Origin of the sequence: Bradyrhizobium sp. (genome assembly GCF_030646015.1) — a bacterium.
Classification (GTDB): Bacteria; Pseudomonadota; Alphaproteobacteria; order Rhizobiales; family Xanthobacteraceae; genus Bradyrhizobium.
Map to the genome: position 1 here is coordinate 1 of NZ_JAUSLT010000164.1, position 18090 is coordinate 18090.

The 18090-nt window shown below is 64.6% G+C and carries 21 protein-coding genes; 15 read left to right on the forward strand and 6 right to left on the reverse strand.

The window, feature by feature from the left end; all coding sequences use genetic code 11:
• The 7 genes from Q7T45_RS24050 to Q7T45_RS24080 all read left to right on the forward strand — a co-directional run.
• Positions 1–1475: ATP-dependent helicase (locus tag Q7T45_RS24050; protein WP_304874199.1), on the forward strand; the 1475-nt coding region annotated here is incomplete at its 5' end.
• A 64-nt stretch (positions 1476–1539) separates the two neighbouring features.
• A complete protein-coding gene (locus tag Q7T45_RS24055; RefSeq protein ID WP_304874201.1) occupies positions 1540–1734 on the forward strand; it encodes a type II toxin-antitoxin system HicA family toxin in 195 nt (64 codons plus the stop codon).
• 7 nt (positions 1735–1741) lie between these two features.
• Positions 1742–2032: a type II toxin-antitoxin system HicB family antitoxin gene (locus Q7T45_RS24060; protein ID WP_304874203.1), complete on the forward strand. Its 291-nt coding sequence runs from the start codon at positions 1742–1744 to the stop codon at positions 2030–2032.
• An 11-nt stretch (positions 2033–2043) separates the two neighbouring features.
• Entirely contained in the window at positions 2044–2337 is a 294-nt protein-coding gene (locus Q7T45_RS24065; protein WP_304874205.1) for a type II toxin-antitoxin system HicB family antitoxin, read from the forward strand.
• A 106-nt stretch (positions 2338–2443) separates the two neighbouring features.
• A complete protein-coding gene (locus tag Q7T45_RS24070) occupies positions 2444–3175 on the forward strand; it encodes a hypothetical protein (protein ID WP_304874207.1) in 732 nt (243 codons plus the stop codon).
• Positions 3176–3317: 142 nt separating this feature from the next.
• The gene (locus tag Q7T45_RS24075) at positions 3318–4241 is read left to right on the forward strand and encodes an ABC transporter ATP-binding protein (RefSeq protein ID WP_304874208.1); all 924 of its coding nucleotides are present in this window, start codon (positions 3318–3320) and stop codon (positions 4239–4241) included.
• The gene (locus Q7T45_RS24080) at positions 4238–4999 is read left to right on the forward strand and encodes an ABC transporter permease (protein ID WP_304874209.1); all 762 of its coding nucleotides are present in this window, start codon (positions 4238–4240) and stop codon (positions 4997–4999) included. The genes Q7T45_RS24075 and Q7T45_RS24080 overlap by 4 nt, the downstream gene beginning before the upstream one ends.
• Positions 5000–5049: 50 nt before the next feature.
• Here Q7T45_RS24080 and Q7T45_RS24085 read toward each other — a convergent pair whose 3' ends face one another.
• On the reverse strand, positions 5050–5367 hold the full coding sequence (locus Q7T45_RS24085; RefSeq protein ID WP_304874211.1) for a hypothetical protein: 318 nt from the start codon (positions 5365–5367) through the stop codon (positions 5050–5052).
• Positions 5368–5664: 297 nt separating this feature from the next.
• On the opposite strand from Q7T45_RS24085, the gene Q7T45_RS24090 reads away from it, so the two are divergent.
• On the forward strand, positions 5665–6483 hold the full coding sequence (locus tag Q7T45_RS24090) for a L,D-transpeptidase (protein ID WP_304874213.1): 819 nt from the start codon (positions 5665–5667) through the stop codon (positions 6481–6483).
• A 79-nt stretch (positions 6484–6562) separates the two neighbouring features.
• Here Q7T45_RS24090 and Q7T45_RS24095 read toward each other — a convergent pair whose 3' ends face one another.
• The 3 genes from Q7T45_RS24095 to Q7T45_RS24105 all read right to left on the reverse strand — a co-directional run bounded on the left by Q7T45_RS24095 (position 6563) and on the right by Q7T45_RS24105 (position 9675).
• A complete protein-coding gene (locus Q7T45_RS24095; RefSeq protein ID WP_304874215.1) occupies positions 6563–6787 on the reverse strand; it encodes a hypothetical protein in 225 nt (74 codons plus the stop codon).
• A gap of 210 nt (positions 6788–6997) precedes the next feature.
• Positions 6998–7303, reverse strand: a complete 306-nt coding sequence (locus Q7T45_RS24100) for a hypothetical protein (protein WP_304874217.1) — start codon at positions 7301–7303, stop codon at positions 6998–7000.
• Between the two features lie 86 nt (positions 7304–7389).
• Positions 7390–9675, reverse strand: a complete 2286-nt coding sequence (locus Q7T45_RS24105; RefSeq protein WP_304874218.1) for a fused MFS/spermidine synthase — start codon at positions 9673–9675, stop codon at positions 7390–7392.
• Positions 9676–9942: 267 nt separating this feature from the next.
• On the opposite strand from Q7T45_RS24105, the gene Q7T45_RS24110 reads away from it, so the two are divergent.
• From Q7T45_RS24110 to Q7T45_RS24125, 4 genes are all read left to right on the forward strand, one after another.
• On the forward strand, positions 9943–11544 hold the full coding sequence (locus tag Q7T45_RS24110) for an NAD(P)/FAD-dependent oxidoreductase (protein WP_304874219.1): 1602 nt from the start codon (positions 9943–9945) through the stop codon (positions 11542–11544).
• Between the two features lie 342 nt (positions 11545–11886).
• Positions 11887–12294 carry a protease inhibitor I42 family protein gene (locus tag Q7T45_RS24115; protein WP_304874221.1) on the forward strand — a complete coding sequence of 136 codons (408 nt, stop codon included), beginning with the start codon at positions 11887–11889 and terminating at the stop codon, positions 12292–12294.
• 93 nt (positions 12295–12387) lie between these two features.
• The gene (locus tag Q7T45_RS24120) at positions 12388–12525 is read left to right on the forward strand and encodes a hypothetical protein (protein ID WP_304874223.1); all 138 of its coding nucleotides are present in this window, start codon (positions 12388–12390) and stop codon (positions 12523–12525) included.
• A gap of 230 nt (positions 12526–12755) precedes the next feature.
• A complete protein-coding gene (locus Q7T45_RS24125) occupies positions 12756–13058 on the forward strand; it encodes a hypothetical protein (RefSeq protein WP_304874225.1) in 303 nt (100 codons plus the stop codon).
• Between the two features lie 4 nt (positions 13059–13062).
• On the opposite strand, the gene Q7T45_RS24130 is transcribed toward Q7T45_RS24125, so the two are convergent.
• The gene (locus Q7T45_RS24130) at positions 13063–13299 is read right to left on the reverse strand and encodes a hypothetical protein (RefSeq protein WP_304874227.1); all 237 of its coding nucleotides are present in this window, start codon (positions 13297–13299) and stop codon (positions 13063–13065) included.
• A gap of 163 nt (positions 13300–13462) precedes the next feature.
• Between Q7T45_RS24130 and Q7T45_RS24135 the strand changes: the two genes are divergently transcribed.
• Complete coding sequence (locus Q7T45_RS24135) at positions 13463–14359, forward strand: 50S ribosomal protein L11 methyltransferase (protein ID WP_304874228.1); 897 nt, start codon at positions 13463–13465, stop codon at positions 14357–14359.
• 3 nt (positions 14360–14362) lie between these two features.
• Here Q7T45_RS24135 and Q7T45_RS29070 read toward each other — a convergent pair whose 3' ends face one another.
• The gene (locus Q7T45_RS29070) at positions 14363–14665 is read right to left on the reverse strand and encodes a hypothetical protein (RefSeq protein ID WP_370691349.1); all 303 of its coding nucleotides are present in this window, start codon (positions 14663–14665) and stop codon (positions 14363–14365) included.
• Positions 14666–14741: 76 nt separating this feature from the next.
• Here Q7T45_RS29070 and Q7T45_RS24145 point away from each other — a divergent pair, with 76 nt between their 5' ends.
• Both Q7T45_RS24145 and Q7T45_RS24150 read left to right on the forward strand, forming a co-directional pair.
• A complete protein-coding gene (locus Q7T45_RS24145; protein WP_304874230.1) occupies positions 14742–16571 on the forward strand; it encodes an aminopeptidase P family protein in 1830 nt (609 codons plus the stop codon).
• 235 nt (positions 16572–16806) lie between these two features.
• A complete protein-coding gene (locus tag Q7T45_RS24150) occupies positions 16807–18081 on the forward strand; it encodes a multidrug effflux MFS transporter (RefSeq protein ID WP_304874232.1) in 1275 nt (424 codons plus the stop codon).
• Positions 18082–18090: the final 9 nt, after the last annotated feature.

Consider the following 18090-nt stretch of genomic DNA (forward strand, 5'->3'; position numbering starts at 1 on the left):
AAGGCCGGCTCGGCAAGACGCTGCGCACCGAGGACGTCGACGGCGAGAAGGTCACCGTCACCGGCTCCTGGGATTCCGAAGAGGAAGCCCGCGCCATTGGCGAGGAAATCGAGCAGCTGCAGCGCGACGGCCACAAGCTCAACGACATCGCGATCCTGGTGCGGGCCTCGTTCCAGATGCGCGAATTCGAAGACCGTTTTGTCACGCTCGGCCTGCCCTACCGCGTGATCGGCGGCCCCCGCTTCTACGAGCGCGCCGAAGTCCGTGACGCGCTGGCCTATTTGCGGGTGATCAACTCGCCGGCCGACGACCTCGCCTTCGAGCGCATCGTCAATGTGCCGAAGCGCGGCCTCGGCGACGCCACCGTGCAGATGCTGCACGATCACGCCCGCAAGCGCCGCATGCCGCTGTTCGAGGCCGCGCGCGCCGTGGTCGAGACCGACGAGCTGAAGCCGAAGGCGCGCGGCTCGCTGCGCGGCCTGATCGCCAGTTTCGATCGCTGGCGGGTGCAGCGCGAGGTGACCTCGCACACCGAACTCGCCGAAATCGTGCTCGACGAGAGCGGCTATACCGAGATGTGGCAGAAGGACCGCTCCGCCGACGCCGCCGGCCGGCTGGAAAACCTCAAGGAGCTGGTGCGCTCGATGGAGGAATTCGAGAACCTGCAGGGTTTTCTCGAACACATCTCGCTGGTGATGGACCGCGACGGCGGCGCCGAGGACGACGCGGTGTCGCTGATGACGCTGCATTCGGCCAAGGGGCTGGAATTCGACAATGTGTTCCTGCCGGGCTGGGAGGAAGGCCTGTTTCCGAGCCAGCGCACCCTCGACGAACAGGGCCGCGCCGGGCTGGAAGAAGAACGCCGCCTCGCCCATGTCGGCATCACGCGGGCGCGCCGCCGCGCCAAACTCTACTTTGCCACCAACCGGCGGATCCACGGCACGTGGTCGACCACGATCCCGTCGCGCTTCCTCGATGAATTGCCGGCGCACAATGTCGAGATCACGGAATCCAAGGGCGGCTCCGGCTGGGGCGGCAGCAGCGGCTACGGGCCGTCGCGCTTCGACAACGTCGAATCCTTCGGCTCCAGCTATTCGACGCCGGGCTGGCAGCGCGCCCAGGCCAACCGCACCCGCAACCAGAATGGCGGCCGCGGCGGCGGCCAGGCCGGCGGCGGTTTCAACGAAAGCCAGTCGCCGTTTTCAAGTTCGCGCAGCGATACTTCAAGTTCGCGCAGCGATGCTTCAAGCTCGCGTAGCAGCGGCTTCTCCGCCAAGCGCGGCCCGATGACCATCGAGGGCGAGCTGATCGCGAAATCCACCGGCACCACTTCCGAGTTCACCCTGGCCGACCGCGTGTTTCACCAGAAATTCGGCTACGGCACCGTGGTGAAAATCGACGGCAACAAGCTCACCATCGCGTTCGAAAAGGCCGGCGAGAAGAAGGTGGTCGATAGTTTCGTGGAGCGGGTGTAGTTCACACTTAACACGGGCTGGCCGGCCCTAGCCTTCCGTCATATGATTCGATGGGAGGCGCTTCATGTTGACCAACAGCCGCGACATTGTTCGCCGCCTGGAGCGGGAGGGATGGACACTTGTTCGCGTCACCGGCTCCCATCACGTTTTCAAGAATCCTGCCTCCGGTGAAACAGTGGTGGTTCCGCACCCCAAGAAGGACTTGGGAAAAGGCCTCGTCCGTGCCATTTATAAGGGCGCAGGATGGAAGCCTGACTGAGATAGCCATGGCCCACTACATCGCCATCATTGAGGATGCTGGACCGGACCACGCTGTGGGCGTCTGGTTTCCGGACCTGCCCGGCTGCACCTCCGCAGGCGACGATATTGACGAAGCATTGCGCAACGCGCCGGAAGCTTTGGAACTGTATGCCGAAAGCTTCGAGGCGGACGGCAAGCCGATGCCTCGCCCGCGAACCTTGACGGAGCTGAAATCCGATCCGGAAATCGCCGACGACATCAAGACCTACATGGTCGCGCTCATCGAACTTCCCGCTCGCGCCCATGCGGCGGAGTGAGGAACAACGCGATGCCGAAGTACGTCGCATTGGTCCACAAGGAATCCGACGGCTGCTACGGGGTGTCGTTTCCCGATCTTCCGGGGGTGATCACCGGCGGTGACACTTTCGACGAAGCCATGGAGGAGGCCGCTGACGTGCTGCAGTTTGCGGCTGAAGGCTGGATCAATCCCGACGGTTCGACGGGCTTCAAGCCGCCAAGCACCATCGAGCAGCTGCGCAGTGATCCGGAATTTCTGGAGGATGCGAAGGACGCGGTGATCGCGTTTGTCGAATTTCCCGCCGACGCCCCAGCGGCCGATTGAGTTCCTGTCCGGCCTCGACGGGTGACGTTGCGTACTCAAAATGGCAGTCGATCATTTCGTCGGGCCCGTCTAACATCCGGACCAAGCCTTGATCGGGGGCGATGACTTGTTCGGCTGGTTGCATTCGAAAGTGCAGAAGAGCCCGGCGGCGAAGCAACCGCCGGCGGGTCTCGCTCAACCTGACACGCTGCTCGAAGACCTGCGCCAGCGCGTCCCCCGCTATCTCGCCGATATCGACCAGGGCAAACTGATCTATCCCGCCTGCAAGCGGACGCTGGCGGATGCGGCCGGCGATGTCGGCTCGGTCTGGGATCACACAAGGCTGGAAGCCATGCAGTATGTGATCGCGGTGCTGGGTGGCGAATTCGGGCTGCTGACCGATGCCGCCCGTCAGCTCGACATGATCGACGGCTTTCTGTTCCAGCGTCCGCATGAAAACACCGTGATCGATTTCACCGGCACCGCGACGGTGGATTTTTCGATTGCCATCCTGGCCGGCCTCAACTGGCTGACCCACTGCGCCGAGCTGGCGGGCGTTCCGCTGGCGCAGCAGACCGGAACGCTGCGCCATTTCAGAAAGCTCGTCACATTGGCGCAACGATGGTGGCTGACGGAAGGCGCCAATGAGCGCTGCGGGCAGATGCTTGCCGACGGAGAGCAACCACCGTTGATGCTCCATCTGGTCTGGTCCGAGTACACGCGGCTCGCCAAACAGATCGCCGCCGCCGCAATCCTTGGTGGCTCGATCGACCGTTCGGCGCAACTGGTGGCGCTGCCCCCCGACCTCATCCCGCGTTTCGAGGCCGCCGGGGATCCGGGCGATCTCGCGAATATTTGAACGGACGTTTTCAGCGGACGCAGCGATTGCGCGAAGCCCCGAACGTTCCTATCTGTGGCTGCTCGCCCCTCCTCTGCCCCAGGCGCGCCGCGGTGCGGCCTCAGCCCTTTCCGCATTTCCTATCCGGATTTCATAGCCCCGCATGACTCCCATCATCTCCGTTGCAAATCTGTCGAAGACCTATGGCTCCGGTTTCAAGGCGCTCAACGGCATCAACCTCGAGATCAAGCGCGGCGAGATTTTCGCGCTGCTGGGGCCGAACGGCGCCGGCAAGACCACGCTGATCAGCATCATCTGCGGCATCGCCAATCTGAGCGAAGGCCGCGTCACCGTCGACGGCCATGACATCAACAGGGATTATCGCGCGGCGCGCTCGATGATCGGGCTGGTGCCGCAGGAGCTGCACACCGATGCGTTTGAATCGGTGTGGGCCACCGTCAGCTTCAGCCGCGGCCTGTTCGGCAAGCCGAAGAACCCCGCCCATATCGAAAAGGTGCTGAAGGACCTGTCGCTGTGGGACAAGAAGGATTCCAAGATCGTCACCCTGTCCGGCGGCATGAAGCGCCGGGTGATGATCGCGAAAGCGCTGTCGCACGAGCCGCAGATCCTGTTTCTCGACGAGCCGACCGCGGGCGTCGACGTCGAATTGCGCAAGGGCATGTGGGAAGTGGTGCGGGCGCTGCAGGCCTCCGGCGTCACCATCATCCTGACCACGCATTACATCGAAGAGGCCGAGGAGATGGCCGACCGGATCGGCGTCATCAACAAGGGCGAGATCATCCTGGTCGAGGAGAAAGCCGGCCTGATGCAGAAGCTCGGCAAGAAGCACTTGAAGCTGCATCTGCAAAGCAAGGTCGATGCGATTCCTGCCAGCCTCGCGGCCTATGGCCTCGAACTGTCCGACGATGGCCGCACCGTGACCTATGATTACGACACCAGGGGCGAACGCACCGGCATCACCAGCCTGCTCAGCGACCTCCGTGCCGCCGGCATCCGCATCTCCGATCTCGATACCAGCCAGTCGTCGCTGGAAGACATTTTTGTCAGTTTGGTGAAGGCGTCATGAATTTCAGGGCTGTCCGCGCCATCTACCTGTTCGAAATGGCGCGCACCTGGCGCACGCTGCTGCAGAGCATCGTCTCGCCGGTGGTTTCGACCTCGCTGTACTTCGTGGTGTTCGGCGCCGCGATCGGCTCGCGCATCGCCGAGGTCGAGGGTGTCAGCTACGGCACCTTCATCGTGCCGGGGCTGGTGATGCTGTCGGTGCTGACCCAGAGCATCGCCAACGCCTCGTTCGGCATCTACTTCCCGAAATTCGTCGGCACCATCTACGAGCTGTTGTCGGCGCCGGTTTCGTATTTCGAGATCGTGCTCGGCTATGTCGGCGCCGCCGCCACCAAGTCGATCATCCTCGGCCTGATCATTCTCGCCACCGCAGCACTTTTCGTGCCGCTGCACATCATGCATCCCTGGTGGATGCTGACCTTCCTGGTGCTGACCGCGGTGACCTTCAGCCTGTTCGGCTTCATCATCGGCATCTGGGCCGACGGCTTCGAGAAGCTGCAGATGATCCCGATGCTGGTGGTGACGCCGCTGACCTTCCTCGGCGGCAGCTTCTACTCGGTCAACATGCTGCCGGAGGGCTGGCGCACCATCACGCTGCTCAACCCCGTGGTCTATCTGATCTCAGGCTTCCGCTGGAGCTTTTATGAGATCGCCGACGTCAGCATCGGCCTCAGCGTCGGCATGACGCTGGGCTTCCTCGCCGTCTGCATGGTCGCGGTGTGGTGGATCTTCAAGACCGGGTACCGGCTGAAGAACTGAATACTGCTCGCACAAACTCCGCTGTCATCGCCTCGCAATGACGGAGTGATTCACCGATAGCAGTGAAACCGATCACGGCGGTCATAGTAGCCGCGGCAGCGATGGCCGCGGTCGTTGATCCCGAACACGCCTTTGACGGCGCCCATGGCGCCGCCGACACCGGCGCCGACCGCGCCACCCACCACGCCGCCGACCGGGCCGGCGATCCGGTTGCCCTCGCGTGAACCTTCCTGCGCGCCGCGCACGATGCCCTGGGCGTTGCCGAAACTCGGCATGGCAAGCAGCGCGAGGAGGATCGCCGCCACCGCCAGAATGAATTTTGCCGGCAGACCGGCCGGCAAAGCGGCAGTGCGGATTTTCGTCTTCATCTGAATTCCTCGATGCTGGCCGCGACGGACCGACCGGGCGGGAATGTGTAACGCCGCTGCGGCCGAAAGGTTGCCTCGCCAAGGCGAAACCACGGCGGGACCGCCGCCAATCAGCGAAAATTGCGTCGACACGCCGGATTTGGCCGTGCCATCGCCATGCTGGCGCCCTGCGGCCCATTAACGATGGCCTCGCAGGTGGCTGGAACCTTCAGCGGATTCCGGGCATATTGATGCTGGGGGACGGCGAGAGCGGCGTGCAGTGGCACGGGATTTCTGGGCCTGGAGGCCAAAGGTAAAATGCGTTGCTTCCTCATTGCCGTCACCGGTCTGTTGCTGTTCCTGAGCGGCGCTGCGCAGGCCAAAATCGCCATCACCGTCGACAAGAATGCGCAGCTGATGACCGTCGCGGTCGACGGCGTCGAGCGCTACCGGTGGCCGGTATCGAGCGGCCTGCCCGCCTATGAGACCCCGAACGGCAGTTTCAAGACCTTCCGGATGGAGGAAGACCACTACTCCAAGGAATTCGACGACGCGCCGATGCCGCACGCGATCTTCTTCACCAAGCTCGGCCATGCCATTCACGGCACCGATTCCGTGAACCGACTCGGCAACCCGGCCTCGCATGGCTGCGTGCGGCTGTCGCGCGCCAACGCCGCGACGCTGTATGCGCTGGTGCAAAAGGACGGCGTGCTCAACGCCACCGTCACGCTGACCGGCTCCTCGCAGATAGCCCTGGCGCGCAACCCGCGGCCCCGCGCCAACACCGCCGTGGCGCGTCGCGAAGCGGCCCCGCAATTCAACTCCGCCGGCGATCCGATCGTACTGGCGCCACGGCCGGGCATACCCGGCGAGGTCGCGCCGCGGGTCGAACAGCAAGTGCAGCCGCACGTCCAGCCCCAGGTGCAGGCCGACGATGGCTACATCTATCCGGCCGACGGCTCTTCCAACGAGGCGCGCTATCCGGCGCTGCGCAGCCGGCGCGTCTATGGGGCGCAGGTCTATCCGCGCGAGCAATATTACCAGGATCGCGGCTATGCGCCGCAATACGCGCCGCAGGGCTATTACCAGCCGCGGCAGCAATATCAGCCGCGCGGCCTGTTCACCTATCAGGACTGACGCGCCTCATTATGCCTCCGGCTGAAATGAAAGAGGCCGCCAAGCGAGGCGGCCTCCATTCATGTGATCGGGATATCGATCAGCGCCAGCCGCGGTGGCGGCCTCTGCTCCAGCCGTAGTGATGGCCGCGACCGCCGCGTCGCATGTGGTAGCCCCGTCCATGGCCGTGGCCCGCAAGCACAACCGAACCATCGGTTTCGCTCACCAGCGTGTTCGCCGCCACGCGCGGCATGGCGGAGGCCGACAGCGTCGGCATGGCCGCAAATGCACAGGCGGCGAAGCCAATCAGCAGTAAACCTTTCATTTTGGAATCTTTCCTGAAGGCCGCGTCAGCGCGGCATGAGCGCAATGGGCGAGAGGCTGCCGGGTTCCGGCTGCGCTGGCGTCGTCGTGAGAACAATGAGCGACATTGGCGGTTCGGGCGCGCTTGTGATCAATATTGCTCACATCTCACCGCGCAAAACGAAACGGCCCCGGCGCGCAATGCGCCGAGGCCGCCATATCAGTATATAGCTCAGTAACGGCCGGAGCCGATGCCGACGCTGACGCCGGGCGCGCGGATGGCGACGCCGCCGCGATCATGGCCGCGATTGCGATGGCCATAATGGCGACCGCGGTCATAACCGTAGGATTCCCGGACGATAACGCGGCGCTGGCTACGCTCGCGCCAGCAGCGGCCGTTCTCGTTGCAGACCATGCGGACCTGTTCGATGTTGCTGTCAGGCAGCGCCGTGATGCCGTTCGACATCGGGGCCGCGAAAGCAGAGGTGGCAAGCAGCGCGCCTGCGCCGGCCATGAGTGATATTGCGAGCTTTTTCATTGTGGTCTCCGGTTGATTGTGTCGGGCAGCCAACAGACTCAACCGTGAATGGTTCCGCGCAAGACGAAGTAATCGTCGATCCGGACTTACTCTTCGCCCTTCTTCAGCCGCCGCCAGACCGCGCCGAGCACGTTGGAGTAGTCGTCGGTCCAGACCCGCTGGTTGTCTTCGGCTTCGGTCAGGGCCCACTGGTCCGATGCCGCCAGCTTGCCGATATCGGCCTCCTCGCGCGCCGAGATCACCACCGTGGTCGAGAAAATGTATTCGGCGTCGCGGTTGGTGTCCTCGCTGTAGACCCAGCTCTTGAGATCGTTGGCGTCCGCGATCCCGACCACGACGCTGGACAGCTCCAGATGCCGGTTGGATACGTGCATCGCGACGGCGCCGTGCGGCGCCAGCCTTTCCTTGTAGATCTCCATCGCCTCTTCGGTGGCGAGGTGAATCGGGATCGCATCCGACGAATAGGCATCGACGATGATCAGGTCGTAGGTGCCGGCAGATTCCTTGGCGAAGGTCAGCCGCGCGTCGCCGATCACCGGCTTCATGTCGGGTTCGCACTTGCTGATGTAGGTGAAAAATTTCGGGTCCTTCGCGCTGTCGACCATGGTCTGGTCGATCTCGAAGAACTTCCAGGTCTCGCCCGGTTCCGAGGCGCAGGCCAGCGAGCCGGAGCCGAGCCCGATCACCGCGACGCGCAGCCCAGAGCCCTTGCGCTCGCGCATCGCCGTGATCGCCTGACCGATGCCGCCGTCCTTGTGATAATAGGTGATCGGCTCGGGGCGCCCGGTTACCGGCGTGCCGTCGTCGTTCTGGTATTTCTCGGCGCCGTGAATCGTCGTGCCGTGCATCAGCACGTGATACTGGCCGTTCGGCGTCACCACGATCTTGTGCACCCCGAAGAAGCTGCGCACGGTTTCCACCCGGCCGGCATCCGGCGGATAGGCCCGGATCAGCGCCAGCCCCATTGCGACGGTGGCGAAGATTTTCCAGCGGTTGGCGTTCAGCCCGAGCGCCAGCAAGGCCGAGAGCACGCCGACCGCGCCGATCACCCAGACCCTGTGGTCGTCGAGCCAGGTGAACAGTTTGCCGGTCGACCAGGCCGGCGCCATCAGCGCCACCGCGAGCACGGCGAGAAACGGCCAGTACCAGCGGCTCCAGCGCGCCAGGCGCTCGTTGCCGCCGGGCGGCCGGCACAGCGCCGCGCAGGCCAGCAGGATCGGGTACTCGGCGATCCAGGAGAAGGTAAACGGCGCGATCAGTCCTGCGAACAGGCCGCCGACCATGCCGCCGAACGACAGCGCGACATAGAAGCCGGTGAGGTATTTCGCCGCCGGGCGGGTCCGCGCTAACTCGCCATGGCAGGCCATTGCGATGACGAAGAAGCACAATTGGTGGCCGCCGAGCGTCAGCAGCAGGTTCTGCTCGCCGCCGATCGCCAACAGCACGATCACGCCCGCGATCGCCAGCGGCTGCAGCAGCAGCATCCATTTGTGCGGCAGCAAGGGACGCGACTGGAACACCAGCACCCAAGTCAACAGATACAGCGACAGCGGCAGCACCCATAGCAGCGGCGCCGCGGCGACGTCGGTGGAAATATGCGCGGTCACCGCGATCAAGAGGCCCGACGGCACCGCGGCGAGAAAAATCCAGCGCGCGCGCAGCATCCACGGCGGCGCCGGCGAGTGGGTATCCTCAGCTCGCATATCGGCCACGGCCATCACGGGCGAGCGCAGCATCAGCACCGCGCAAGCCGCGATCAGGACGATCAGCAGGCCATAGCCTCCGGTCCAGATCAGGTTTTGCGTGCGCAGCGTGAACATCGGCTCCAGCAGCACCGGGTAGGACAACAGCGCCAGGAAACTGCCGATATTCGAGGAGGCATAGAGAAAATAGGGATCGGGGCCGTTGGGATGACCCGTGCGCACGAACCAGGCCTGCAGCAGCGGGTTGTTGGCCGCCAGCGCGAAGAACGGCAGTCCGATCGACACCGCGAACAGGCCGAGCAGCCAGAACGCATAGCCCGAGGTCGGTGGCTCGCCCCAACCGCCCGCGATCGACAGCGGCAGTGTCAGCAGCGCGATCACCAGCAGCACCAGGTGGATCGCGACCGGCCACATCCGGTTCCTGAGCTGCATCAGGTAATGCGCATAGGCATAGCCGCCGAGCAGCAGCGACTGGAAGAACACCATCGCCACCGACCACACCGCCGGCGAGCCGCCGAGCCGCGGCAGCACCATCTTGGTGAACAGCGGCTGCACCGAGAACAGCAGCAGCGCGCTGACGAAGATCGCCGCGGTATAGACCACCAGCACCAGCCGGTTCCGGGCAACGGAAGCGGCATCCGTGGCGGCGGACGAATCAGAAGGACTCATGAAAGCTCCGGCTTGAACCCGGCGGGCGCCGGCGGCGGAAATCCGGCCAAGGCGCCGGGGCTACTGGATAGAGCATAGGGTAAGACCACGGGCAATGCAGGCCCCCGGAACCAAATGTCAGTTAGCACTGTGCTGACATTCACATCTTCGCTATGGGTTGAAAAACGTCATTCCGGGAAGGTCCGAAGGACCAGACCCGGAATCTCGAGATTCCGGGTTTCGATGCTTCGCATCGCCCCGGAATGACACCTCATTGTTGAAGCGGACATGAACGAAACCGACGTCCTGATCATCGGAGCCGGCCATAACGGCCTCACCTGCGCCGCCTATCTGGCGATGGCCGGCCTGCGCGTGAAAGTGGTGGAGCGCCGCAAGGTGGTCGGCGGCGCCGCGGTGACGGAGGAATTCCATCCCGGGTTCCGCAATTCGGTCGCGGCCTACACCGTCAGTCTGCTCAACCCGCAGATCGTGTCGGACCTGAAACTGGCCGAGCACGGCTTGCGGATCGTCGAGCGCCGCGCGCAGAACTTTCTGCCCTCTCCCGACGGCGGCTATCTGCTGACCGGCGAGGGCCGCACCCATCAATCGGTGGCGAAGCTGAGCGAGCGCGACGCCATCAGTATCGATGCGTTCAACCGCGAACTGGAAGAGATCGCCGACGTGCTGCGTGCCTTCGTGCTGCGGGCGCCGCCGAACATCGTCGAGGGATTCGGCGTTGGCTCCATCCGCGAAGCCTTCAATGCGCTGGGCACCGCCAACATCCTCAACAGACTGTCGCTGCCGCAGCAGCGCTCGCTGCTCGACCTGTTCACGCGTTCGGCCGGCGAGATGCTGGACGAAACCTTCGAGAGCGACCTGGTCAAGGCGCTCTATGGTTTCGACGCCATCGTCGGCAATTACGCCAGTCCCTATGCCGCGGGTTCGGCCTATGTGATGCTGCACCATGCGTTCGGCGAGGTGAACGGCAAGAAGGGCGTCTGGGGCCACGCCATCGGCGGCATGGGCGCGATCACGCAGGCGATGGCGAAGGCGGCCCGCGGCCATGGCGTCGAGATCGAGACCGAAGCCGGCGTACGCGAGGTGATCGTCGAACGTGACCGCGCGGTCGGCGTGGTTCTCGACAACGGTGAAACCGTTCGCGCGAAATACATCGCCTCCAGCGTCAACCCGAAACTGCTGTATACGCGGCTGGTGCCCGCGGAGGCGCTGCCGGCGGATTTCCTCGGCCGCATCAGGAACTGGCGCAACGGCTCCGGCACCTTCCGGATGAATGTCGCGCTCAACGCGCTGCCCTCGTTCAGCGCGCTGCCTGGCGCCGGCGATCATCTGTCAGCCGGCATCATCATCGCGCCCAGTCTCGGCTACATGGATCGCGCCTGGCAGGACGCCCGCGCGCATGGCTGGAGCCGCGCGCCCGTCGTCGAGGTGCTGATCCCTTCCACGCTCGACGACACGCTGTGCCCGCCGGGCCAGCACGTCGCCAGCCTGTTCTGCCAGCACGTCGCGCCGGAACTGCCCGACGGAAAATCATGGGACGACCACCGCGACGAAGTCGCCGATCTCATGATCGCCACCGTTGATCAATACGCACCTGGATTTGCGGCCAGCGTAATCGGCCGGCAGATCCTGTCGCCGCTCGACCTGGAGCGCCAGTTCGGGCTGCTCGGCGGCGATATCTTTCACGGCGCGCTGACGCTCAACCAATTGTTCTCGGCGCGGCCGATGCTCGGCCATGCCGATTATCGCGGGCCGCTGAAAGGCCTCTACCATTGCGGCAGCGGCGCCCATCCCGGCGGCGGTGTCACCGGCGCGCCCGGCCACAATGCCGCGCGGGTGATCCTCGGGGATCACCGGGCGTTGTTCAAGTGAGTAGCCGGGTCGGATGACCGCCACGCGCGCGGACTCCGAGCTGTAGCCGTCAATAGCGGTTGATCAGGATCAATAGCTGCATCCGGGCATGCCATAAATTAGAACCTTCCGGGCGATGGAGCGCAGCATGAAACGAGTTCTGCTTGCCGTGATAGCGGCTACCTTTGTGGCTTCGATGGCGCCGACGGTCTGGGCCCAATCAACGGGGCAGACGAAAGTGCCGAAGCAACCGTCCGCCGATTGTCCGCCGGGAAAGGCCGATTGCAAGAAGGCCACCCCGCGTTCGTCTTCTGACAACCTCAGTCCGCCGAAGTCCATCACCAAATAGATTCAGATACCCGCATGAACCGGATGGCCTTGGGGAAATCCAGCTATGCCTCGCGGGCGTGCCTGCTGCTGGCCGCGGCAATGGTCGCGACGACAGGTGTCGGAGCCGATGCCGCCGACCAGACGCTGAAGCTGACGGTTGGCCAGCAGGCTACCGTCGAACTCGAGGAGAATCCGTCGACCGGATACCGGTGGACGATCGACGCCAAGGCGGGCGTCAACGCCTCGATCCTGCGCATCGACGACCGTGGTTTTTCACAAGATGCCTCCGGCAAGCGTCTGCTCGGCGCCCCCGGCATCCATCGCTGGAGCATCGAAGCAACCAGCGCCGGCAACGCCAGCGTCACCTTTATCTACGCAAGATCCTGGGAAGCGACCTCTGTCCGCCGGCATCAGGTGACGATCCAGGCTGTAGCCCGATGAACGGCAAGCGGCGCCTGCGCGCTTGCCGCGGGCTCGCAACCTGCTAAGCAGGCGGCGTCAACAAAGATGACGCGAGCCAATGAAGGTCATCGAATGAATTCCCCTGCCCGCAAGCCCCGACCTATCCATCATTCGCCGATGTTCTGGATCGGCCTCGTGCTGTGCCTGGCCGCGATCGCGATCTATCTGTGGTCGGACGATCTCTCCTGGCGGCCGTCAGCGGGACGCTGAGTTAGCCTGCCGGCAACATTCCAACCCGCTTTACAACCGGTTGATAACCCGGTGGATTGGCTGTGGAAAACCAGTGGGTAACTCCGTGAACATCGCTCGGGGTATGCTGTGCACATCCGCGCCGCTGGCCTGTGAACAATCCCGGTATGTTCGCTGTATGACCTCGGGAACTCCTGTAGCCTGGCGCCGAGCATTATTGCGTCGAAGCGCTTGGCGCGAAGCGGGGTGTCATGTCTCTTGACGATGCGGATCAGCTACTTGCGAAAGAACGGGCCAACCGGTACGCGCCGGAGCCCAAATACCGCCCGGGCGAAGTGGGCTCCATGTTCGCCTTCGGCGCCGTGCTGCTCATCATCCTGGTCACAACGTTCGCCGGGATCGACCGCGAGAAATCGGCGCTGGCCGAAGGCATTGTGGTTCTCGTTAGTTTTGGGCTTCCGTTCTGGTACGTCCGGAGCCAACGCCAGAAGCACATCGAGGCCGTCGCCCGGGAACTCGCGACGATTGAGGAAGCAAAAAGCGCTCCGAAATAGGATCCTAGGCGTCCGCCGGCACCAGAAACAGGCTCTCGATCAGGGCGGCCTGCGCGCCTCCCTCCTGCTTCAAGAATTCCGCCACCTCGAACTCATCGCAGCCGCTGTGCCTTGAAGCCTGCCATTGGTGCCGCACCAGCAGGCGCCTTGTGGCCTCGTCAAACACCAGGCACCACGTGTCCTGATCGGCCGGGGCCGGCCCGCGCCAGCTCTGGAAAAATTCACGATTGATCGCGGTCATTTGCGCGTCCTTTCGGTCCCCTCTACGGCCAGCATAGCAAACAAGGCCGCGGGAGTCCGGCGGGCCGGGATGGGAATTCGAACGGAGCCACTACCGGACACCCCCCGCGTTTGGTACCGACAAGCTCACGCCGCTCTGTCGCGCACATTCCCCCGGATTCTCCATGACCCCCACCATCACCCCCGCGACCCGCCGCGCCAGCTTTGCGATCGGCAACGAGCAGGCCGCCAAGCGCGTGGTCGATCTGCTGGACGAGAGCTTCGTCGAAGGCCAGGCCGCGATCACCGCGTTCGAGGGGGCCGGCGGGCGCTGGGATATCATCGTGCATTTCGCCGAACCGCCGGACGAAGGCGCGATCCGCGAGCTGATCGGCCTCGCCGCCGGGGATGAGGTCGCGCAGCACATCAGCTTCGACACGGTCGAGGCAAAGGATTGGGTCAAGGCGACGCTGGCGGATCTGGTCCCGGTCCGCGCCGGGCGTTTTGTCGTGCACGGCCAGCATGACCGGGCAAAAGTGCCGGCCAACAAGCTCGGCATCGAGATCGAGGCAGCGCTGGCGTTCGGCACCGGGCATCACGGCACCACGCGGGGCTGCCTGCTGCTGCTCGACGAGGTGCTGAAGGCGCATTTGCCGCGCCGCGTGCTCGATCTCGGGACCGGCACCGGCGTGCTCGCCATCGCCGCCGCCAGGGCGCTGCGGATAAAGGTGCTGGCGAGCGACATAGATCCGCTCGCGGTCCGGGTGGCGCGGGAAAACGCCAGGCTGAATGGCGTCGGCGAGCTGGTGCAGGCCATTACCGCCACCGGCTTTTCAGCCCCGGAATTTCTGGGGCGAGCGCCGTTCGACCTAGTGCTGGCGAATATTCTCGCCAACCCGCTGCGGCAAATGGCAACGCCGATGGCGCAGCATCTGGCGCCATCGGCGTTGGTGATCTTGTCGGGGCTCTTGCCGCAGCAGGCCCAAAGCGTGGTCGCGGCCTATCGCGCGCGCGGGCTGGTTCTGAGGAGGCACCTTCAGATCGAAGGCTGGAGCAGCCTGCTGATGCAGCGCGGGGGTTGAAATCTAATCGGGTGGTTTGGGCTCGTGGCGGGCGATCACGCCGTTTTCCCCACGCTTGGTGCGCTTGACGCGCGCCTCGACGAACCGGTCCAGAATCTGGACGATGACACCGCGTTGCTTCGTTTCGATCGATGGAATCGGACCACGGCGAACCGGGGGCGAGATTTTTTCAAACGTAAAAGCAGGCATTGTGTATCCCCTCGTCGTTGAGTTGAAACACTCCTGGATTTCCCCCAGATAGCGCTGGAACCAACTGTTTGTGACAACAATCGTTCCATCCCGTCTAATGCAGGTGCTAATATTCAAGCACAATTTGTGCCAAATCGGCTTGATATGGATCAGATCGCGGAGTTCTCCCCGCAATCCCAGAGGTGACCACGCGATGTTCGAAGCCCATTTCCAGACATTCGAAGACCCCGAAGCCGGCGTGGCGCTGACCGCGCGGCTGGCGGCGTTTCGCGAGGAGCTGGCGCGGCGCAAGCTGACGGGATTCGTGATTCCCCGGGCCGATCAGCAACAAAACGAATATGTCGCGCCCTCGGAGGAACGGCTGGCCTGGCTGACCGGGTTTACCGGATCCGCCGGAATGGCCGTCGTTCTCACCCAGCAGGCCGCGCTTTTCGTCGACGGCCGCTATACGCTGCAGGCCGCCAAACAGGTCGATGGCAAGGCCTGGCAGGTCGAGCCGCTGGCCGATCCGCCGCCGGAAAGCTGGCTGACGCGGCATCTGGTGACCGGCGACCGCCTCGGATTTGATCCGTGGCTGCATACTTCTGCGGCAGCCGAGCGGCTGGCCGGCGCCTGCGCCAGGGCCGGCGCGGAACTGGTCGCGGTCGACAGCAACCCGCTCGATTCGGTGTGGACCGAGCGCCCTGCCCCGCCGCTCGGCCCGGTCGCCGTACACGGCCCGCAATTTTCGGGCGAGGCGGAAGCCGAAAAGCTGCGGCGGATCCGGCTCGAGATCGCGCGCCTCGACGTCGAGGCGCTGGTGCTGTCGGATTCGCACGCGGTGGCCTGGACCTTCAACATCCGCGGCGCCGACGTCTCGCATACGCCGCTGCCGTTGTCCTATGCGCTGGTGCCGAAGGAGGGCCGGCCCACGGTGTTCATCGATCACCGCAAGCTTTCCAACAGCGCCCGCGATCATCTTGAAAAATCCGCCGACGTCGAGGAGCCGGAGGCGCTGACGCCGAAGCTCACGGCGCTGGCGCAGGCGGGCGCCGCGATCGCGCTCGACGGCGCCACCGCCGCCGACGCGCTGAGCCGCCTGATACTGGCTGCGGGCGGCAGACCGGTGCGCGGCAACGATCCGGTCAGCCTGCTCAAGGCGGTGAAGAACTCCACCGAGATCGAGGGCACCCGCACCGCGCATCGCCGCGATGCGGTGGCGCTGACGAGATTTCTGGCCTGGATCGACCGCGAGGCGCCCAAGGGCGTGCTGACCGAGATCGACACCGTCGAGGCGCTGGAAACGTTTCGTCGCGACACCGGCGCGTTGAAGGACGTCTCGTTCCCGACCATCGCCGGCACCGGACCGAACGGCGCCATCGTGCATTACCGCGTCAGCCGCAAATCCAACCGCCGGATCGCGCCGGGCGATCTGCTGCTGATCGATTCCGGCGCGCAGTATGAAGACGGCACCACCGACGTCACCCGCACCATCGCGATCGGCGAACCCACCGCCGAAATGCGCGACCGCTTCACCCGCGTGCTGCGCGGCCACATCGCGATCGCCCGCGCGGTATTTCCCGACGGCACCACCGGGGCGCAGATCGACACGCTGGCGCGGCAATATCTGTGGCAGGCCGGCATCGATTTCGATCACGGCACCGGCCACGGCGTCGGCAGCTACCTCTCGGTGCATGAAGGCCCGGCGCGCATCTCGAAACTCGGCACCACGCCGCTGAAACGCGGCATGATCCTGTCCAACGAGCCCGGCTACTACAAGACCGACGGATTCGGCATCCGGATCGAGAACCTCGAACTGGTGGTCGCCGCCGACATCGTCGGCGCGGAACGGCCGATCAACGCGTTCGAGACGCTGACGCTGGCGCCGATCGACCGGCGGTTGATTGACCTCACCATGCTGGATGGCGAGGAGCTGAACTGGCTCAACGACTATCATGCCAGGGTGTGCCGCGAGGTGCGGTCGCAGGTGGATGAAGCGACGAAGCTGTGGCTCGACGCCGCGACCGCGCCGCTGGCGGTGTAGTCCCGTACTGCCGGGACCGTCATTGCGAGGAGCTCTTGCGACGAAGCAATCCATATCGCAGCGTCAGGAAAAGATGGATTGCTTCGCTTCGCTCGCAATGACGGTTTTCATGCCGAGCCCTCTCGCGCACAACATATAAGCGCCTCCCGAAAACGGAATAGCCGCATTCCGAAACGGGCGTATTCGCAAGCGTCGATCACGCTACAGTCCGATTCACACTACGGATCGGACCAGCATGCACGGAGTCGTCAGCAAGCCGCCGGGGACCGACACCAGCCCCGCGACGTCGCGAACCACGCTGTTGCTGCTCGTCGCCATGACCGGCGTGGCGCCGATCTCGCTCTATATGCTGGTGCCGGCGCTGCCGGTGCTGGCCACCACTTTCGGGCGCGACATTTCGATCGCGCAGATGACGGTGTCGCTCTTCATGGTCGGCATCGCCTGCTCGCAGATCATCATGGGGCCGCTGTCGGACAAGTTCGGACGCCGTCCGGTGCTGCTGGCGGGACTCGGGCTGATGGTGGTGGCGAGTGCGGCCTGCATCTTCGCCGAAACCCTGCCGCAGCTGATCGCGGCGCGGTTTTTTCAGGCACTCGGCGGCGCCACCGGCATGGTGGTGAGCCGCGCCATCATCCGCGACCTCTACAGCCGCGAGCGCGTCGGCGCCATGATCAGCCTGGTGATCGCGGTGATGATGGTGGCGCAGATGCTGAGCCCGCTGACCGGCGGCCTGCTGGAAATCGCGTTCGGCTGGCGCGCCATCTTCTATGTGATCACGACGGCCTCGCTGGTCATCGCGGTCGCGATCGCCGTCGCACTGCCGGAGACCCGGCGCGACCGCATCGAGCCCGGCGGCTTTCGCGGCGATGTCGGCAGCCTGCTCACCAGCCGCGCCTTCATCGGCTATGTGCTGTGCCAGGTGCTGGCGTCGCAGATCATCTTCGTGTTTGCCGCCGGCGGCCCCTATATCGTGGTGACGCAGATGGGCCGCAGCAGCGCCGAATACGGCGCGTGGTTCGCCTCCACCGGCCTCGCCTTCCTGCTCGGCAACCTCGCTTCCGCGCGCTTCTCGCCGCACCACCGGCTGGAGAAGCTGATCTGGTTCGGGCTGGCGCTGCAATTCGCCGGCGCCCTACTGAACCTCGTATGGGGCGTCACCGGGCTCAACCAGGCGCCGTCCTGGCTGTTCGGCACCCAGATGCTGGTGATGTTCGCCAACGCCTTCGTGATGTCGAACTCGGCGGCGGGCGCCATCAGCGTCCGCCCCGAGGCGGCCGGCACCGCCTCCGGCGCGATGGGATTTCTGCAGATGGGGCTGGGCGCGCTGGTGTCGCAGTTCGGCGCGTATCTCGGCGGTCACTTTGTGACGCCAGTGCCGCTCAACATCGCCATCGTCGTGCTGTCGGTCGCCTGCGCCTCGACGATGATCTTTCTCATTCCGCGCCGCGAATTGGTGGTCAGCGAAGCGTTGATCGAGAAGGCGGAGGGAGAAGAGTCGGGGATGCTGTGAGGGCAAGCG

Coding starts and splice junctions, on each gene's coding strand:
- Q7T45_RS24135 (WP_304874228.1), top strand. CDS start 13,463: ATGACCCCCACCATCACCCCCGCGACCCGCCGCGCCAGCTTTGCGATC.
- Q7T45_RS24120 (WP_304874223.1), top strand. CDS start 12,388: ATGAATTCCCCTGCCCGCAAGCCCCGACCTATCCATCATTCGCCGATG.
- Q7T45_RS24090 (WP_304874213.1), top strand. CDS start 5,665: ATGCGTTGCTTCCTCATTGCCGTCACCGGTCTGTTGCTGTTCCTGAGC.
- Q7T45_RS24130 (WP_304874227.1), bottom strand. CDS start 13,299: ATGACCGCGATCAATCGTGAATTTTTCCAGAGCTGGCGCGGGCCGGCC.
- Q7T45_RS24055 (WP_304874201.1), top strand. CDS start 1,540: ATGTTGACCAACAGCCGCGACATTGTTCGCCGCCTGGAGCGGGAGGGA.
- Q7T45_RS24145 (WP_304874230.1), top strand. CDS start 14,742: ATGTTCGAAGCCCATTTCCAGACATTCGAAGACCCCGAAGCCGGCGTG.
- Q7T45_RS24080 (WP_304874209.1), top strand. CDS start 4,238: ATGAATTTCAGGGCTGTCCGCGCCATCTACCTGTTCGAAATGGCGCGC.
- Q7T45_RS24110 (WP_304874219.1), top strand. CDS start 9,943: ATGAACGAAACCGACGTCCTGATCATCGGAGCCGGCCATAACGGCCTC.
- Q7T45_RS24125 (WP_304874225.1), top strand. CDS start 12,756: ATGTCTCTTGACGATGCGGATCAGCTACTTGCGAAAGAACGGGCCAAC.
- Q7T45_RS24115 (WP_304874221.1), top strand. CDS start 11,887: ATGAACCGGATGGCCTTGGGGAAATCCAGCTATGCCTCGCGGGCGTGC.
- Q7T45_RS24075 (WP_304874208.1), top strand. CDS start 3,318: ATGACTCCCATCATCTCCGTTGCAAATCTGTCGAAGACCTATGGCTCC.
- Q7T45_RS24060 (WP_304874203.1), top strand. CDS start 1,742: ATGGCCCACTACATCGCCATCATTGAGGATGCTGGACCGGACCACGCT.
- Q7T45_RS24100 (WP_304874217.1), bottom strand. CDS start 7,303: ATGAAAAAGCTCGCAATATCACTCATGGCCGGCGCAGGCGCGCTGCTT.
- Q7T45_RS24150 (WP_304874232.1), top strand. CDS start 16,807: ATGCACGGAGTCGTCAGCAAGCCGCCGGGGACCGACACCAGCCCCGCG.
- Q7T45_RS24065 (WP_304874205.1), top strand. CDS start 2,044: ATGCCGAAGTACGTCGCATTGGTCCACAAGGAATCCGACGGCTGCTAC.
- Q7T45_RS24105 (WP_304874218.1), bottom strand. CDS start 9,675: ATGAGTCCTTCTGATTCGTCCGCCGCCACGGATGCCGCTTCCGTTGCC.
- Q7T45_RS24085 (WP_304874211.1), bottom strand. CDS start 5,367: ATGAAGACGAAAATCCGCACTGCCGCTTTGCCGGCCGGTCTGCCGGCA.
- Q7T45_RS24095 (WP_304874215.1), bottom strand. CDS start 6,787: ATGAAAGGTTTACTGCTGATTGGCTTCGCCGCCTGTGCATTTGCGGCC.